The following is a 17,621-nucleotide window of genomic DNA, read 5'->3' on the forward strand; positions in this document are numbered from 1 at the left end:
TTAAAAGCAAGTTATTTTTAGAACTTGCTTTTTTCTTGCTCGATTTCTACTAAAATTCCAGTAAAACTTCTACAAATTATTGAAAAAACTCTACTATTTTGATATATTAAAAGTAACAATATGTATATGTAAATGAAGTAAGCGTCTAGAGGGAGGTTTATTTTTTGAAGCAAAATGTAATCGCTTACTATAACTTAGAAAGGAACCATAATGGATAAGAGATTTTTTGAAAAACGGTGTCATTTTAGTATTCGTAAGTTTGCAATTGGTGCGGCTTCAGTTATGATTGGAGCTAGTATTTTTGGTCTTCAGGTAGCGCAAGCAGCTGAAGCAGAAACAGCTAGTCCTAGCGAAGAAACAATTCATCAAGTTCAACCTTTAGATAAACTTCCAGATGATCTTGCTGCAGCCATTGCAAAAGCTGAGCAAAACAGTCCACAAGATTCTTCTACTTATAAAGAAGAAAAGGATAAGGTGGAAACTGAAAAACCAGCAACTGAAGAAAAGGCGACTGAGGCAACAAGTCCTAAGGAAGAAAAGGAAGCAGAAGTAGTCACCCCTAAGGAAGATAAAGCTGAAAAACCAGCAACTGCAGTGGATGAAAAAGCGCCTACAGTTTCAGAAGCTAGTTCTGAAAAGCCAGCAGTTTTGGAAGAACATACTGCTGAAGCAAATCAGAATAAACCAGTAACTAGTCATAAAGTTAAGGAGGAAAATACTTCTGCAACAGACTTACCTCAAGTTACCAAAGAGAAAGAAAAAGAAGACCAACTGTTACAAGAAAGAAAACAAAATTTTAACAAAGATTGGTATTTTAAATTAAATTCTCAGGGTGATTTTTCTAAGAAAGACGTGGATGTTCATGACTGGTCTAAGTTGAACCTTCCTCATGACTGGAGTATCTATTTTGATTTTGATCACAAATCTCCTGCTCGAAACGAAGGTGGTCAATTAAACGGGGGTACTGCATGGTATCGTAAGACCTTTACTGTAGACGAAGCTGCCAAGGGCAAAGACGTTCGTATTAATTTTGATGGAGTTTACATGGACTCTAAGGTCTATGTCAATGGTCAATTTGTAGGTCATTATCCAAGTGGTTACAACCATTTTTCATATGATATTACTGAATTTTTAAATAAAGATGGCAGTGAGAATACCATTGCTGTTCAAGTGACTAATAAGCAACCAAGTAGTCGTTGGTACTCAGGAAGTGGTATTTATCGTGATGTGACGCTTAGCTATCGTGATAAGGTGCAAGTGGCTGAAAATGGAAATCATATTACAACTCCGAAATTAGCTCAACAAAAAGATGGCAATGTTGAAACACAAATCCAAAGCAAGATCAAAAATACTGCCAAGACTCTAGCCAAGGTATTTGTGGAGCAACAGATTTTTACTAAGGAAGGTAAGGTTGTTTCAGATTTAGTTCGTTCTGTAACTAAGACTCTATCAGGAAATGAGACAGCTGACTTTAAGCAAACGATTTTGGTTAACAAGCCAACTCTCTGGACAACAAAAAGCTACCATCCTCAGCTCTATGTTCTAAAAACCAAGGTTTATAATGAAGGTCAGCTAGTTGATGTAACAGAAGATACTTTTGGTTATCGTTATTTCAACTGGACAGCTAAAGAAGGCTTCTCACTGAACGGTGAGAGAATGAAATTCCACGGAGTTAGTATCCACCATGATAATGGTGCCTTGGGGGCAGAAGAAAATTATAAGGCAACCTATCGTAAATTAAAACTCCTGAAAGATATGGGAGTTAACTCTATCCGTACGACTCACAATCCAGCAAGTCCACAGTTACTAGATGCTGCTGCTAGTCTAGGACTCTTGGTCCAAGAAGAAGCCTTTGATACTTGGTATCGTGGCAAGAAAACGTATGACTATGGACGTTTCTTTGACCAAGATGCAACCCACCCAGAAGCCAAGAAGGGTGAGAAGTGGTCTGATTTTGACCTGAGAACCATGGTCGAACGTGATAAAAATAATCCATCCATCGTCATGTGGTCACTCGGTAATGAAGTGGATGAAGCAGATGGTGGGGAACGTTCACTAGAAACAGCTAAGCGCTTGAAAGCTATCATCAAAGCAATCGATACAGAGCGCTATGTGACCATGGGTGAGAACAAATTTAGTAATAGGTCTACTGGAGAATTCTTGAAATTGGCAGCAATTATGGATGCTGTCGGTATGAACTATGGTGAACGGAATTATGATGCTGTTCGTAAAGCGCATCCAGACTGGTTGATTTACGGTTCTGAAACTTCTTCAGCGACTCGAACTCGAGATTCTTATTTTGATCCTGCTCATTTACTCTGGCACGACAATCGTCCAAATCGTCATTATGAACAGTCAGACTATGGTAATGACCGTGTAGCCTGGGGTAGAACAGCTACTGAATCTTGGACCTTTGACCGTGATCGTGCTGGTTATGCAGGTCAGTTCATCTGGACTGGTTTCGACTATATCGGTGAGCCTACACCTTGGCATAACCAAGATAATACACCAGTGAAAAGCTCTTACTTTGGTATTATTGATACGGCAGGCTTGCCTAAGAATGATTTCTATCTTTACCGTAGTGAATGGTATAGTGCCAAAGAAAAACCAACTGTTCGCATCATGCCTCACTGGAATTGGACAGAAGAAACGCTCAAGGAACGTAATATGCTCATCAATGGCAAGGTTCCAGTTCGGACCTTCTCAAATGCTGCTAGCGTAGAATTGTTCTTGAATAACGAGTCCCTTGGTAAGAAAGAATTTGTTAAGAAAACAACTGAAGATGGGCGCTCTTATCACGAGGGAGCTAAACCAAGTGAATTGTATCTTGAGTGGTTAGTTGACTATAAACCAGGTACCTTAACAGCTATTGCTCGTGATGAAAATGGTAAAGAGATTGCGCGTGACAGTGTAACAACAGCAGGGGAGCCAGCTAGAGTTCGTCTCACCAAGGAAGAACATGTTATCACTGCAGACGGTAAAGATTTGTCTTATATCCATTATGAAATTGTTGATGAAGACGGCAATGTTGTACCAACTGCCAATAATCTTGTTCATTTCAATCTTCACGGGCAAGGGCAGATCGTCGGTGTGGATAATGGGGAACAAGCTAGCCGTGAACGTTATAAAGCTCAGAAAGATGGCACATGGCAAAGAAAAGCCTTCAATGGTAAAGGTGTTGTCATTGTTAAATCCACTGAAAAAGAAGGGAAATTCACCCTATATGCGGATTCTGCAGGTTTAGCTTCTGATCAGGCGACGGTTACAACCGTTTCAGGCAAAAAAGAAAATCATCATTTTGTCGCTTTTGCCCCTGTTAAGGCGACTACTGATGTCAGCGAAAATCCTAAATTGCCGGAAACTGTGACAGCTATTTATAGCGATGGTAGTGTCGAAGAAAAAGCTGTGGTTTGGGCAATCCCAGATGATCTCCTTACAAGTGCTGGTGAGAAAAAAGTTCTTGGTAGTGTGGAAGGTCTCGAAGCCAAGGCTGAAGCCCTTGTTAAGGTCATTGCTCTTGATAAGTGGTTGCCTAAAGTTGCAACTGTTCCAGTTGGTACAGCTGTAGAAGATTTGGATAAAACTGTAACGGCAGTTTTATCAGATGGCAACTTGGTTGATGCGGATGTCGTTTCTTGGACCTTGAAAGATCCTGCTGCTTTGTCAAAAGAAGGTGGACGAACTGAAGCAACTGGTAAATTGGTAGGTAATGACTACGAGGTGACAGCAACCTTTATCGCAAGTGACAAGGAAACAGTAAACACTGTTACAGGTCTCACGGTTGGAGATAAGTCTCTTGAAAACTTTGATCCTGGAAAGACCTACTACCGAGTATCCCTTCCTTACAGTGCTGAGATTCCAAGTGTTGGAGCACAAACAAGAGGCTATCAGGTAACAGTTCAACAAGCTTCAGCAGCCAATGATTATCAGGCTTCTGTATTCTTGAGTGACCAGAAGGGCGATTTAGTTCAAACTTACTTGATTCAATTTGTGAAAGAAGCTCCTGCCTTGACACGCTTGGAAGTAAGTGTAGAAGGTAAAGAAAATGCAACAGAAGATCAAGTTCTCCCTTATCATGTCATTGGGCATTACGAAGATGGTTCACAGACTGAATTTTCAGCATCAGATATTCACTTGGATGCTAGCTCTACTGATGGTGGACATCTTGAAGTGAACGGACAGAACTTGCTTCTTTACAAGAAAGGTAATGTAACCCTCACTCCTCGTATTGACAATCAAACAGAGAAGACACAATCTGTAGCCACCGTAGTGGTCATCAAAGAAAACAAAGTAACCAAGAGAATTGTTAAGCTTCATCCTGTTTCAATCTCTACAGATATCAATCAGCAACCGAATTTGCCTGATCAAATCGCAGCAGAATTTGACAAAGGCTTGTCTCGTAAGGTAGCTGTAACTTGGGATAAGGTAGATGAAAAAGAACTCGCTAGCTATCATAGCTTTACCCTAAAAGGTCATGTAGAAGGAACAGATATTGAAGCTATTGCAAATGTGACTGTTGAAGGCTTGCAGGTTGCAGAAGAAATCAGCCTCACTCTTCCTAAGGGTGAAACGGTTCAATTACCAACTAACGTTCGTGCCTACCATTCTAATGGAACAACTGTCTATAATGATGTCGTTTGGGATAAGGTGCCAGCTAACTTTAGTCAAACTGAAGGAATCTTTGAAATCAAAGGTCAATTGGTTGGTAGCTCTCTGACTACCAAGGCTCATGTTCGTGTTTCCAGTAAGGTTGTTGCGGGAAATAATATCTCGAAACAATGGACAGGTTCACAATTGCCAGCAGCTATCGTATCCAATACTGGTGGGGATGATTCGGCCAACACTCTGAACGACTTGACAGTTTCAAGAGCCAATACAGATGTCAAGAATCGTTGGACTACATGGCAAACAGGCACAGATAATGATTGGGCATCTATCTTGTTTGGTAATTCAGGAGATTTGACCAAACGCTTTGTCGACAATCTTTCAGTTGATTTCTATACAGATGGTGCGATTGGACTTCCAAAAGAATATGTCATCGAGTATTATGTTGGTCAAGAAATTCCAGATTTACCAACTGATGTCAATCATGCTCAAGGAGATGCCAAGCATCCATTTAACAATGCTGACAACTGGAAAGAGGTTGAACATCTCAAAGCACCAGGACAATTATCTGCAAGCCAAACTAACCACTTTACATTTGATAAGGTTGAGACCTATGCAGTTCGTATTCGCATGAAGAAAGCAAATGGTACGGCTGGTGTCGGTTTGACCGAAATCACTATCTTAGGAAATAAAGTTCCAAGTGCTTCAAGTTCAGAGATTTCTATCCAAGTAGATGGCAAGAGCCTTGAACATTTCAATCCAGCTAAGACAGACTATCATATTCCTCAAGCTAGCAAAGTGATTACTGCAACAGCAAGCGACAATGGTGTGGTAACGATTGTCCCTGCTACAAGCCCAGAAGGAGCAACACGCCTCATTTTGAAGGCAGAAGACGGAAGCATCTTGAAAGAGTATCGCATTTTCCGTGATGGTAAAAAAGAATCTACGCAACCAGTAGCTGCCGAAAATGCTGCCATGACATTGAGTGTTGGTGATAAGCTTCAACTACCTACAGAAGTGACAGTCTACTACCCATCAGAAACAGATTGGACGACAGATAAACTAGCCGTAGAATGGGATGCAGTCCCTGAACATGCGACAGACCAAGAAGGCACCTTTGAAGTGCTTGGTCATATTCTAGGAACAGACTTGACAACTAAGATTCAAGTAACAGTTCTTGCAAGAGGAAATCAAGTTATCTCAGAGAATGCAAGCAATAATGCGACAGATTCTAAGGCATTTGCGTCTACCACAAACGATACCCAGGCCGCTTCTAATGATAGAATCTTCTATATCAACGATGGTCGATTTAATGAAGATGGACGTTGGACCAACTGGTCTCGTACTCCAAAAGATCAAGAAGTATCTGTAGGAATTCTCTTTAAGAAGAACGGTCAGATTACACCTCAATCGATTGGGAAAGTAGCCATTCAGTTCTTCAAAGACAGTGGAACAGATGCACCAGCTACAATGGTACTTGAAAGATATGTTGGACCAGCTTATTCTGAACCAAGCACTATTTCACGTTATGAGGAAAATGCGGACCATCCGTTTAACAAAGCAGAAAATTGGCAAGAAATTCCTTATAAGGCATCTGGTGCAATCGTGGATGGTAAGCCAATCGAATTTACCTTTGATCCAATCCAGACAACCGCTATTCGCGCACGTATGACTCGCAAATCAACCACGAATGGTCTAGCGATGGTTGAGTTTAGTGCTTATTCTCCAGCTAAAGCAAGTGATTCAGAAACACCTGCAGTGACTATTTCAGTTGCTGGAAAAGCATTGGAAAACTTTGATCCTGCTGTTTCAGAATATCGATTAGCCGCTAATGGAGCGAAACCACAGGTGACTGTCCAAACAAGTGGTCATGGTGTAGCGACTGTCGTTGAGTCAAGTCAAGACAATCTTCCAACACTTGTTCGACTTCTTGCTAAAGATGGTAGTCTTGTGAAAGAATATCGCCTTCACTTTGAAGCTGGTTCAGAAGCTAGTCATGCAGTGGATGATCAAGCTCTTGTTCTAGACCGTCCAAGTCTAGAAGTTGAGAAAGCTGTCATTCCATTCAAGGAAATTATTCGTGAGAATAGTGACTTAGCCAAAGATGAACGTCGCATCGTCTCAGAAGGTCAAAATGGAGAAAAGGTAGACTACGTCGAAGTATTAGGAACAAGTCGTAAGGTTGTTCATACTGAAACAAGAGATGCAAAAGATCAAATTGTTGAAGTAGGAGTGAAAGTAGTTGCTACAAGTAGCAAGGGTGACGATCCTGCTCCAGTTCTTGAAATTCCAGAGTATACGGACCCTATTGGAACTGTAGGTGAGGAGCCAGCCCCAATAGTAGAAGTCCCAGAATATAGCAACTCTATCGGTACTGCAGGAGACCAAGCAACCCCAATTGTTGAAGTACCAGAGTTTAAAGGCGGAGCTAACTGGGTCGAAGCTGCTACAAATGAAGTACCAGAGTTTAAAGGCGGAGCTAATTGGGTTGAAGCCGCTACAAATGAAGTTCCAGAGTTTAAAGGCGGAGCTAACTGGGTTGAAGCCGCTAAAAATGAAGTACCAGAGTTCAAGGGCGGAGCTAATTGGGTTGAAGCTGCTACAAATGAAGTACCTGAATTCAAGGGTGGAGTCAATGCTGTGCAAGCAGATAAGAACGAACTCCCAGAATATACAGGAACTCTAGGAACCGCAGGAGACCAAGCGGCTCCAACAATCGATAAACCAGTTGCAGATATTCGAGGTTTATCTGATAAACCTTCAGAAACTCGGGCTTCACAAGTTCTTGGAAATGCTTCGGAAAAAGCAGACTCAGCAAGACTTCCAGAAACTGGGGAAAGTCAATCAGATACAGCTATTTTCCTAGCAGGTCTAAGTCTAGCCTTATCAGCAGCATTCCTAAATGGGAAACGCAAGGAAGAATAATGATTCATAACTCACTATTCTCAAAAAGCTGATTATTATAAAAAAAGGAGAAGACTATATAGTCTTCTCCTTTATTAATTGGGTAGTGAGGTGTATAATAAAAATAGGAACAAGTATGAAGGAGTAGCTTATGAAAGAGATTAATCAAGCTCTACTGAAAAAAGTAATCATCGAGCGTCCTCGTTCTAGTCATAAGGGAGACTACGGTCGTCTTCTCTTAATTGGAGGGACTTATCCCTATGGGGGAGCGATTATTATGGCTGCTTTAGGGGCTGTTAGAAGTGGTGCAGGCTTGGTGACAGTAGCAACGGATAAAGAGAATATTCCAGCTCTGCATAGCCATCTGCCGGAGGCTATGGCTTTTGCTCTTGACGATAAGCAATTACTTGAGCAACAGTTACAGAAAGCAAGTGTTGTCTTGGTCGGACCTGGACTAGTGGATGATGAGCGTGGAGAAGAGCTTCTCCAAACAGTCTTTCATCATTCAAATCAAGATCAGACCCTCATACTGGATGGTGGCGCCCTATCTATTTTAGCGAAGACGGGAATGAAATTTCCTAAGGCTCAGCTTGTTTTAACTCCACACCAAAGGGAATGGCAAGTCTTGTCAGGATTTGATTTGACTTCCCAAGGAACTGAGGAAACAGGAGAGACTTTGAAGAGATTTCCTTCAGGAACAATTCTAGTTCAAAAAGGCCCTGCGACTCGAATCTGGCAAGCAGCTCAAGCTTATTTTTATCAGCTGGGAGTTGGAGGTCCCTATCAGGCGACTGGGGGAATGGGAGATACCTTAGCTGGGATGATTGCTGGTTTTGCTGGTCAATTCCCACAAGTTAGTGTCTATGAAAGAGTGACGGTAGCGACCTATCTACATTCAGCAATTGCCCAAGAACTAGCTGAGGACAACTTTGTAGTTCTGCCAACCACGATTAGTCAACATATTCCTGCATTCATGAAAAAAATACAAAAAGACACCTGATATTTTCAGGTGTCTTTTGACTATTAGAAGAGGCCTTTGGCCTTATCAACAAGACCGTCAAGTCCTTCTGATCCTGAAACCAAAGCTTGCGCTTGGCTAAGGTAGTCCCCTAGTTGATTCTTGTTTTCTTCGACAAAGCTTTTAGCAGCAGAAATATCTTTTTTCTCCACAAGTTCTTTTACTTGATTGAACAAATCTAATGGGTTCATGAGTTCCCTCCTTTTCTACAATTCTATTCAATCATTTTTTTCAAATCTTGCAAGAAACTTGACTCTTCAAATAAAGTTCAGGGGTGTCAAATGGTGCAAATTTTGATATAATTTTTAGTGATGAATTTTAGAAATAATCGGTACGTGGTTGTAGATTTAGAAGCAACAAGTACCGGAAGCAAGGCAAAAATCATCCAAGTGGGAATTGTAGTCATTGAAGATGGTGAGATTGTTGAACAGTATGCGACTGATGTCAACCCTCATGAACACTTGGATTCTCATATCAAAGAATTAACGGGTTTGACTGATAAACGTTTGGCAAAGGCTCCAGAGTTTTCTCAGGTGGCTGAAAAGATTTTTGAACTGGTCAAAGACGGTATTTTTGTTGCGCACAATGTTCAGTTCGATGCTAATTTATTGGCAGAATTCCTCTTTTTTGAGGGTTATGAATTGCGCACACCTCGTATCGATACAGTGGAGTTGGCTCAAATATTTTACCCTCAGCTTGAGAAGTATAATCTCGGCATTCTTTGCCAAGAGTTGGGGATTCCTCTTGAGCAAGCCCATTCAGCTCTATCTGATGCCCAAGCAACAGCAGAACTCTTTCTTTGTATGAGACAAAAGATGTTTGGACTGCCAAAAGGGTTGTTGGAGCGCTTATTGAGTTTATCAGACAGCTTACTCTATGAATCTTACCTAGTCATCGAGGAAGTTTATCAGAAACAGTCTCTCCTCGTTGAGCATGATTTGGTAGAAGTGCAGGGCTTATTCTTAAGAAAAGAGAAGCCAGTCCTTTCTCCACGCAAACTCTCAAAAGATTTCCAAACTAATATTGCCTTGCTAGGTTTGGAGGAAAGAAGTCAACAAGAAGAATTTGCCCAAAAGGTTCAAGAGTTTTTACAAGGGGAAGCTATTTCCTTTATTCAGGCTCAAACAGGAATCGGGAAAACCTATGGTTACCTGCTACCGGCCTTGTCGCTTGAGAATGAAGGGGGAATCCTACTCAGTGTTCCGACTAAAATCCTTCAAAATCAGGTGATACAAGAGGAGGCTAAAAGACTAGAAGAGATTTTCCATATCTCTATTCATAGTCTTAAAGGTCCTCAGAATTACTTGAAGCTAGATGCCTTTCATACAGCTCTAGAGGAAGAAGAGTCCAATCGTCTGTATACACGATTCAAGATGCAACTTCTAGTTTGGTTGACTGAAACAGAAACAGGAGATTTAGACGAAATTGGTCAGCTTTATCGCTACCAGCAATTCTTACAGAACTTGGTACACGATGGCAACCTTCACAAAGACTCTCTCTTTTGGTTGGAGGATTTTTGGAAACGAGGTCAGAAAAAGGCTCGTTCCTGCAAGTTGCTTGTGACCAATCATGCTTACCTCGTTACTCGACTTGAAGATGATCCGAATCTTTTAGAAGGGCGTCTCTTGATTTTAGATGAAGCCCAGAAAGTCTTGTTGACATTGGAAAATCTTTCTCGTAAAACTTATTTGCTAACAGTTTTGGTGGAGCAACTAAATCAAGCTCTATCGAGGGAAGAAGGTATGCTTCAAAGACGCTTGCTAGAAAGTATTCGTTTTGAAGTTTCTTACCTACTCGATCAGTTTCTATCTGGTAAACGTAGGATGTGTCCAGCTAGTAGCATTGACAAGCTCCGCCAAGATTTTTCTGAGTTGAATTTACCAGAATTTAAAGACTATCAGAGATTTTTTACATCTGAGGGAGAATTTTGGTTATCGACTTCAGATGTGTCTAGTAAGAAGGTTGAAATCACTTCTAGTCGCAATCATCGTTTTCTCTTTTCTCAGATTTTCCCAGAATCCTGTCAGCTATTAGGAATCTCTGCAACCCTTGAAATTAGTAGTAGGGTTTCTTTACCAGAATTGTTAGGTTTTCCTCAAGCGGCCTTTTACTGCATGGACGAACACTTTCAGGAAAATCAGGAAATCTTGTTGGTGAATGATTTTCCGTTGGTGACAGAAATTTCATCCGAGGAATATGCACAAGCAATTGTAGAAGTTTTAGAAGAATTGTTCCAGCTTGAAGAACCCATTCTAGTCTTATTTACTGCAAAAGATTTATTGTTGCAAGTTTCAGATGCTTTGAGGGTTCCCCATCTGGCCCAGTACAAGCACGGAGAACCAGCCCAATTGAAAAAACGCTTTGAAAGAGGCGAGCGTGAGCTCTTGCTTGGGGCGGGAAGTTTTTGGGAAGGTGTCGATTTTTCAAGACATCCTCGAGTGATTGAAGTGGTGACACGTTTGCCTTTCCAAAATCCAGAAGATCCCTTTACTAAAAAGATGAATCAAGAACTGCGTTTGGAAGGAAAAAATCCTTTTTACGATTACCAGCTTCCTATGGCTATTATTCGTCTCAAGCAAGCGATTGGACGAACCATGCGTCGAGTGGGACAACGCTCTGCAGTTCTGATTCTAGATAGTCGCATGGCAAGTAAACGCTATGGTAAGCAAATCAGCAAGTCTTTGGCTCGAAGCAACCGTGTTAGAGTCATTAGCCGAGAGCAAGTATTCTCAAAAGTTCAAGAATTTTTAAATAAACAATGAAATGAATACCTGAAAGAATGAAGGAGGCCTTTTATGAAACGTTCTCTCGACTCTAGGGTCGATTATAGTTTAATATTACCAGTATTTTGTTTGTTGGTGATTGGAGTCGTAGCTATTTATATAGCAGTTAGTCATGACTACCCAAACAATGTTTGGCCCATACTTGGACAACAACTGGCTTGGATATCGCTGGGGATTGTTTTTAGCTTCATAGTCATGTTTTTTAACACAAAATTTCTCTGGCAGTCCACACCTTATTTATATGGACTCGGTCTAACCTTGATGGTCTTGCCTTTAGTCTTCTACAACCCGAGTTTAGTAGCTGCAACTGGTGCGAAAAACTGGGTGTCAATCGGTGGTTATACACTCTTTCAACCCTCCGAATTCATGAAGATATCCTATATTTTGATGCTGGCATACGTTATCGTAACCTTTACCAAGAAACATAAAGACAAAGAACGAACGATTGGTTTAGATTTTTTATTAATTTTGTGGATGATCGTTTTCACGATGCCAGTTATGGTTTTACTAGCCTTGCAAAGTGACCTTGGAACAGCTATGGTTTTTGTTGCAATCTTTGCAGGACTTGTCTTATTGTCTGGTGTTTCTTGGAAGATTATTATTCCAATTTTTGTAGCAGTTGTGTCGGCAATTGCAGGATTCCTAGCAATCTTTATCACAAAAGATGGGCGTGCTTTTATGCATCAGATTGGGATGCCAACTTATCAGATAAATCGTATCCTAGCTTGGCTCAATCCGTTTGATTATGCCCAAACGACTACCTATCAACAGGCGCAGGGTCAAATTGCGATTGGTAGCGGTGGAATTTTTGGCCAAGGCTTTAATGTGTCTAATCTCCTTATTCCAGTCCGCGAGAGTGATATGATTTTCACAGTAATTGCGGAAGATTTTGGATTTATTGGTTCAGTTGCTGTGGTTGCACTCTATCTACTGCTCATCTATCGCATGTTAAAGATTACCCTAAAATCCAATAATCAATTTTATACCTACATCTCAACTGGATTTATCATGATGCTCTTGTTCCATATCTTTGAAAATATTGGTGCGGTTACTGGTCTTCTTCCTCTGACAGGTATTCCTTTGCCCTTTATTTCTCAAGGGGGATCCGCTATTATCAGTAATCTAATTGGTGTCGGTTTGCTGTTATCGATGAGCTACCAAACTCATTTAGCTGATGAAAAGAGTGGTCGAACAAGATTCAAACGTAAAAAAGTTGTGTTGAAAAAAGTGAAATAAGGAGGTCGCTATGCCGAAAGTTGCAGTTATCCTAGCAAATGGTTTTGAAGAAATTGAAGCCTTGACGGTCGTAGACGTCATGCGCCGCGCAAATATCACCTGCCATATGGTAGGATTTGAAGATAAAGTGACAGGTTCACATGCTATTCAAGTTCAAGCTGATCGAGTGTTTGACGGTGATTTATCAGAGTATGACATGATTGTCCTTCCAGGAGGTATGCCTGGTGCTGCCCACTTGCGGGACAATGAACAATTAATCTCTGAACTTCAAAAATATGAGAAAATTGGTAAAAAGGTGGCAGCTATCTGTGCTGCTCCAATTGCTTTGAATCGAGCTGGTCTCCTAGAAGGAAGAAACTTCACCTGCTATGATGGAGTCCAAGAACAAATTGCTGACGGTCACTACCACAAAGAAACAGTCGTAGTGGATGGAAATATCATTACAAGTCGTGGGCCAGCAACAGCTTTAGCCTTTGCTTACTGCTTGGTTGAAACATTGGGCGGAGATGCTGAGTCTCTAAGAAATAGCATGCTCTACACAGACCTATTTGAAAAATAATGAACAAACTGAGGAGAATCTTTCTTGATGGAGAAGATTCTTCTCTTTTTTAATGGCAAAAACCAAGGTAAACATCGCTTTTTTTTATAAAAAATGGTATAATGAAGGGTATGAAATATCACGATTACATCTGGGATTTAGGTGGAACCCTGCTTGATAATTATGAAACTTCTACAGCAGCTTTTGTAGAAACATTAGCAGAGTTTGGGATTGAGCAGGAACACGATAGTGTTTACGAAGCTTTGAAGGTTTCGACTGCCTTTGCTATCGAAAAGTATGCTCCAGGTATTGAAAACTTTCTTGAAAAATATAAGGAAAATGAAGCCCGTGAGCTGGAGCACCCAGTTTTGTTTGATGGGATCCCGGCTCTCTTGGAAGAAATTTCGGACCAAGGTGGCCGTAACTTCTTGGTTTCTCATCGAAACGATCAGGTATTGGAGATTCTAGCGAAAACTGAGATAGCTCCTTACTTTACAGAAGTAGTGACGGCTAGTTCAGGTTTTAAACGCAAGCCTGATCCTGAATCAATGATTTATTTACGTGATAAGTATCATATAAGGTCAGGTCTAGTCATTGGTGACCGTGCCATTGATGTAGAAGCAGGACATGCTGCAGGCTTAGATGCCTATCTCTTTGAGGATGTTGTGTCCTTAAAACAAGCAATAGACATGTAAGAAAAAGGGGAAAAATGACAGAAGATATTAAAAACCAACAGGCACAAGATTATGATGCCAGTCAAATTCAAGTTTTGGAAGGTCTGGAAGCTGTTCGTATGCGTCCGGGGATGTATATTGGTTCAACTTCGAAAGAGGGTCTTCACCACCTAGTCTGGGAAATTGTAGATAATTCTATCGATGAGGCCTTGGCAGGATTTGCTAGTCATATCGAGGTCTTTATTGAACCGGATGATTCAATTACAGTTATCGATGATGGTCGTGGAATTCCAGTTGATATCCAAGAAAAAACAGGACGTCCTGCCGTTGAAACAGTCTTTACTGTTCTTCACGCCGGAGGGAAATTCGGCGGTGGCGGATACAAGGTATCTGGTGGACTCCATGGTGTAGGGTCATCAGTTGTAAATGCTCTTTCAACACAGTTGGATGTTCGCGTTCATAAAAATGGAAAGATTCACTACCAAGAATACCGTCGTGGACATGTTGTTGCAGACCTTGAGGTAATCGGGGATACAGATAAAACAGGGACAATCGTTCACTTTACTCCAGACCCAGAAATTTTTACTGAGACAACGACATTTGATTTTGATAAATTAAACAAACGGATTCAAGAGTTAGCCTTTTTGAATCGCGGTCTTCAAATCTCCATCACGGATAAACGTGAAGGACTTGAACAAACCAAGCATTATCACTACGAAGGTGGGATTGCGAGCTACGTTGAGTACATCAACGAAAACAAGGATGTTATCTTTGATACACCAATCTACACAGATGGTGAAATGGATGATATTACAGTCGAAGTTGCGATGCAGTACACAACGGGTTACCACGAGAATGTCATGAGTTTCGCTAACAATATTCATACCCATGAAGGTGGAACACATGAGCAAGGTTTCCGTACAGCCTTAACTCGTGTTATCAATGACTATGCTCGTAAAAACAAACTTCTAAAAGATAACGAAGATAACCTAACAGGTGAGGATGTCCGTGAAGGATTGACAGCCGTTATCTCTGTGAAGCATCCAAACCCTCAATTTGAAGGACAAACTAAGACCAAACTTGGAAATAGTGAAGTTGTTAAGATTACCAATCGTCTCTTCAGCGATGCATTTTCTGACTTCCTTTTGGAAAATCCACAGATTGCTAAGCGCATCGTTGAAAAAGGGATTTTGGCTGCCAAAGCTCGTGTTGCTGCCAAGCGTGCGCGTGAAGTTACACGTAAGAAATCTGGTTTAGAAATTTCAAATCTTCCAGGGAAATTAGCGGACTGTTCATCAAACAATCCAGCTGAAACTGAACTTTTCATCGTCGAAGGAGACTCTGCAGGAGGTTCTGCAAAATCAGGACGTAATCGTGAGTTCCAAGCCATCTTACCAATTCGTGGTAAAATCCTTAACGTTGAAAAAGCGAGCATGGATAAGATTTTAGCTAATGAGGAGATCCGCAGTCTTTTCACAGCTATGGGAACAGGATTTGGCGCTGAGTTTGATGTCAGCAAAGCTCGCTATCAAAAACTGGTTATCATGACAGATGCCGATGTCGATGGAGCCCATATCCGTACTCTTTTGTTAACTCTGATTTATCGTTATATGAAACCCGTTCTAGAGGCAGGTTATGTTTATATCGCTCAGCCACCAATTTACGGTGTTAAAGTCGGTAGTGAGATTAAAGAATATATTCAACCTGGCGCAGACCAAGAAATCCGCCTACAAGAAGCCCTAGCTCGCTACAGTGAAGGTCGTTCTAAACCAACCATTCAACGTTATAAAGGTCTTGGAGAGATGGATGACCACCAACTTTGGGAAACTACGATGAATCCTGATCATCGTCTCATGGCTCGTGTATCAGTAGATGACGCTGCAGAAGCAGATAAAATTTTTGATATGCTCATGGGTGATCGAGTAGAACCACGTCGAGAATTTATCGAAGAAAACGCTGTTTACAGTACTCTTGACGTATAAAAATATTGGGGAATAGTTCCCAAGGTTTGAAAAATATGATATAATCATTACAATTGTGTCATGTATAAAAGGAGTTTGATATGTCAAATAATCAGTTGATTATTACTTTGATTGTAATTGCAGTCCTGCTTCTTATTGCTTTTGCAGTAGCAATTTTGCTACGTAAACGAAATGAGAGTAGACTTGCAGCTTTAGAAGAAAAAAAAGAAGAACTATATAACCTTCCTGTTAATGATGAGGTAGAGGTTGTAAAAAACATGCATCTGATTGGTCAAAGTCAGGTTGCTTTTAGAGAATGGAACCAAAAATGGGTAGATTTGTCTCTTAACTCTTTTGCAGATATCGAGAATAACCTCTTTGAAGCTGAAGGATACAATAACTCATTCCGTTTCTTGAAAGCTAAGCACCAGATTGATCAAATTGAAAGTCAAATCCAACTTGTTGAAGAAGATATTGCAGCAATTCGTAATGCCTTGTCTGAGTTGGAAAAACAAGAGTCAAAAAATAGTGGACGTGTTCTGCATGCCCTAGATTTATTCGAGAAACTACAAAACACTGTAGCTGAAGATCCTGAAAAATATGGTCAAGCTCTTCCGGAAATTGAAAAACAATTGGAGAACATCCAATCTGAGTTTTCTCAATTTGTAACCTTGAATTCTTCAGGGGATCCGGTTGAAGCAGCAGGGATTTTAGATAACGCTGAAAATCATATTTTAGCTTTGACACATATCGTTGAAAGAATTCCAGCGATTGTCACTAAGCTTACTACTGAATTGCCAGAACAACTTGAAGATTTAGAAGCTGGTTACCGCAAGCTTTTAGATGAAAACTACCATTTTGTAGAAACTGATATCGAATCTCGTCTTCAACTTCTCTATGAAGCATTGAAGAATAATCATGAAAATATCCGTACATTGGAATTGGATAATGCAGAGTATGAAAACACTCAAATCCAGGAAGAAATCAATGCACTTTATGATATTTTCACTCGTGAAATTGCAGCACATAAAGCTTTTGAGAAATTGGTAGCTACCCTTCCTACTTACCTTAACCACTTGAAAGAAAATAACCAGGTCTTGGTTAAAGATATTGAACGTCTTGGGAAAAACTACCTGATTTCTGAAAGTGATGTCAATCGAGTTCGTCGTCTTCAAGGAGATATCTCAGCTTTGAGTGCTACAATCGAAGAGTTAACAAACAACCAAACAGAAGTTTCAGAAGCATATTCTGTATTACAAGAACGTTTGGAAAATGTTCAATCTACATTAAAAGATATCGAAGAAGACCAAATCGGTGTTAGTGAGCGTCTCGTTCAGATTGAAAAAGATGACATTAATGCTCGTCAAAAAGCAAATGTATATGTTAACCGTCTACATACGATTAAACGCTACATGGAGAAGAGAAATCTTCCAGGAATTCCACAAAAATTCTTGAAGCTCTTCTTTGATGCAAGTCACAGTACAGAAGACTTGATGGCTGAGTTGGAACAAGCTAAAGTGAATATCGAATCTGTTAATCGCATCCTTGAGATTGCGACAAATGATATGAATATGTTGGAAGAAGAAACATACAGTATTGTTCAAAATGCAACCTTGACAGAACAATTGCTTCAATATTCGAACCGTTACAGATCATTTGATGATCGTATTCAACAAGCTTTCCAAGAAGCTTTGAATATCTTTGAAACAACATTTGATTACCAAGCGTCTTTCGAAAAAATCTCTCAAGCATTAGAAGTTGCTGAGCCTGGTGTTACCAATCGCTTCGTTACTTCTTATGAAAAAACAAGAGAAAGTATCCGTTTCTAATTTATAAAAGAATCCTAGATTTTCCTAGGATTCTTTTACTTTTCTTTACCTATTTTAAATATTTCCATGCCAT

General features: G+C 40.4%; 9 protein-coding genes. 8 read left to right on the forward strand and 1 reads right to left on the reverse strand.

The genetic code is table 11. The annotated features are described in order from the left end of the window. Nucleotides 1–210 precede the first annotated feature (210 nt). Together QM857_RS06615 and QM857_RS06620 are read left to right on the forward strand one after the other, a co-directional pair. The gene (locus QM857_RS06615) at nucleotides 211–7,530 is read left to right on the forward strand and encodes an SIALI-17 repeat-containing surface protein (protein ID WP_414275455.1); all 7,320 of its coding nucleotides are present in this window, start codon (nucleotides 211–213) and stop codon (nucleotides 7,528–7,530) included. Nucleotides 7,531–7,660: 130 nt separating this feature from the next. Beyond that, nucleotides 7,661–8,509, forward strand: a complete 849-nt coding sequence (locus tag QM857_RS06620) for an NAD(P)H-hydrate dehydratase (RefSeq protein ID WP_414275456.1) — start codon at nucleotides 7,661–7,663, stop codon at nucleotides 8,507–8,509. A gap of 23 nt (nucleotides 8,510–8,532) precedes the next feature. On the opposite strand, the gene QM857_RS06625 is transcribed toward QM857_RS06620, so the two are convergent. Then, on the reverse strand, nucleotides 8,533–8,718 hold the full coding sequence (locus tag QM857_RS06625) for a hypothetical protein (protein WP_414275457.1): 186 nt from the start codon (nucleotides 8,716–8,718) through the stop codon (nucleotides 8,533–8,535). 120 nt (nucleotides 8,719–8,838) lie between these two features. Between QM857_RS06625 and QM857_RS06630 the strand changes: the two genes are divergently transcribed. From QM857_RS06630 to ezrA, 6 genes are all read left to right on the forward strand, one after another. Further along, on the forward strand, nucleotides 8,839–11,289 hold the full coding sequence (locus tag QM857_RS06630) for a bifunctional DnaQ family exonuclease/ATP-dependent helicase (protein WP_414275458.1): 2,451 nt from the start codon (nucleotides 8,839–8,841) through the stop codon (nucleotides 11,287–11,289). A gap of 33 nt (nucleotides 11,290–11,322) precedes the next feature. Then, nucleotides 11,323–12,546 (forward strand): FtsW/RodA/SpoVE family cell cycle protein, encoded by a 1,224-nt coding sequence (locus QM857_RS06635; protein WP_049494890.1) that lies wholly within the window; start codon nucleotides 11,323–11,325, stop codon nucleotides 12,544–12,546. 10 nt (nucleotides 12,547–12,556) lie between these two features. Further along, a complete protein-coding gene (locus QM857_RS06640) occupies nucleotides 12,557–13,105 on the forward strand; it encodes a DJ-1 family glyoxalase III (RefSeq protein ID WP_414275459.1) in 549 nt (182 codons plus the stop codon). 110 nt (nucleotides 13,106–13,215) lie between these two features. After that, nucleotides 13,216–13,779 carry an HAD family hydrolase gene (locus QM857_RS06645; protein ID WP_314945731.1) on the forward strand — a complete coding sequence of 188 codons (564 nt, stop codon included), beginning with the start codon at nucleotides 13,216–13,218 and terminating at the stop codon, nucleotides 13,777–13,779. 14 nt (nucleotides 13,780–13,793) lie between these two features. Further along, nucleotides 13,794–15,740, forward strand: coding sequence for a DNA topoisomerase (ATP-hydrolyzing) subunit B (gene gyrB, locus QM857_RS06650; RefSeq protein ID WP_414275460.1), 1,947 nt, complete (start codon nucleotides 13,794–13,796; stop codon nucleotides 15,738–15,740). A gap of 80 nt (nucleotides 15,741–15,820) precedes the next feature. Continuing rightward, nucleotides 15,821–17,548: a septation ring formation regulator EzrA gene (gene ezrA, locus QM857_RS06655; protein WP_414275461.1), complete on the forward strand. Its 1,728-nt coding sequence runs from the start codon at nucleotides 15,821–15,823 to the stop codon at nucleotides 17,546–17,548. Nucleotides 17,549–17,621 lie beyond the last annotated feature (73 nt).

Source organism: Streptococcus infantis, from assembly GCF_047463315.1.
In the GTDB taxonomy this organism is placed as follows: Bacteria; Bacillota; Bacilli; order Lactobacillales; family Streptococcaceae; genus Streptococcus; species Streptococcus infantis_AB.

Excerpts from the sequence above, each read along its gene's own strand:
- QM857_RS06615 (WP_414275455.1), top strand. The coding sequence starts at position 211 with ATGGATAAGAGATTTTTTGAAAAACGGTGTCATTTTAGTATTCGTAAG.
- QM857_RS06620 (WP_414275456.1), top strand. The coding sequence starts at position 7,661 with ATGAAAGAGATTAATCAAGCTCTACTGAAAAAAGTAATCATCGAGCGT.
- QM857_RS06625 (WP_414275457.1), bottom strand. The coding sequence starts at position 8,718 with ATGAACCCATTAGATTTGTTCAATCAAGTAAAAGAACTTGTGGAGAAA.
- QM857_RS06630 (WP_414275458.1), top strand. The coding sequence starts at position 8,839 with ATGAATTTTAGAAATAATCGGTACGTGGTTGTAGATTTAGAAGCAACA.
- QM857_RS06635 (WP_049494890.1), top strand. The coding sequence starts at position 11,323 with ATGAAACGTTCTCTCGACTCTAGGGTCGATTATAGTTTAATATTACCA.
- QM857_RS06640 (WP_414275459.1), top strand. The coding sequence starts at position 12,557 with ATGCCGAAAGTTGCAGTTATCCTAGCAAATGGTTTTGAAGAAATTGAA.
- QM857_RS06645 (WP_314945731.1), top strand. The coding sequence starts at position 13,216 with ATGAAATATCACGATTACATCTGGGATTTAGGTGGAACCCTGCTTGAT.
- gyrB (WP_414275460.1), top strand. The coding sequence starts at position 13,794 with ATGACAGAAGATATTAAAAACCAACAGGCACAAGATTATGATGCCAGT.
- ezrA (WP_414275461.1), top strand. The coding sequence starts at position 15,821 with ATGTCAAATAATCAGTTGATTATTACTTTGATTGTAATTGCAGTCCTG.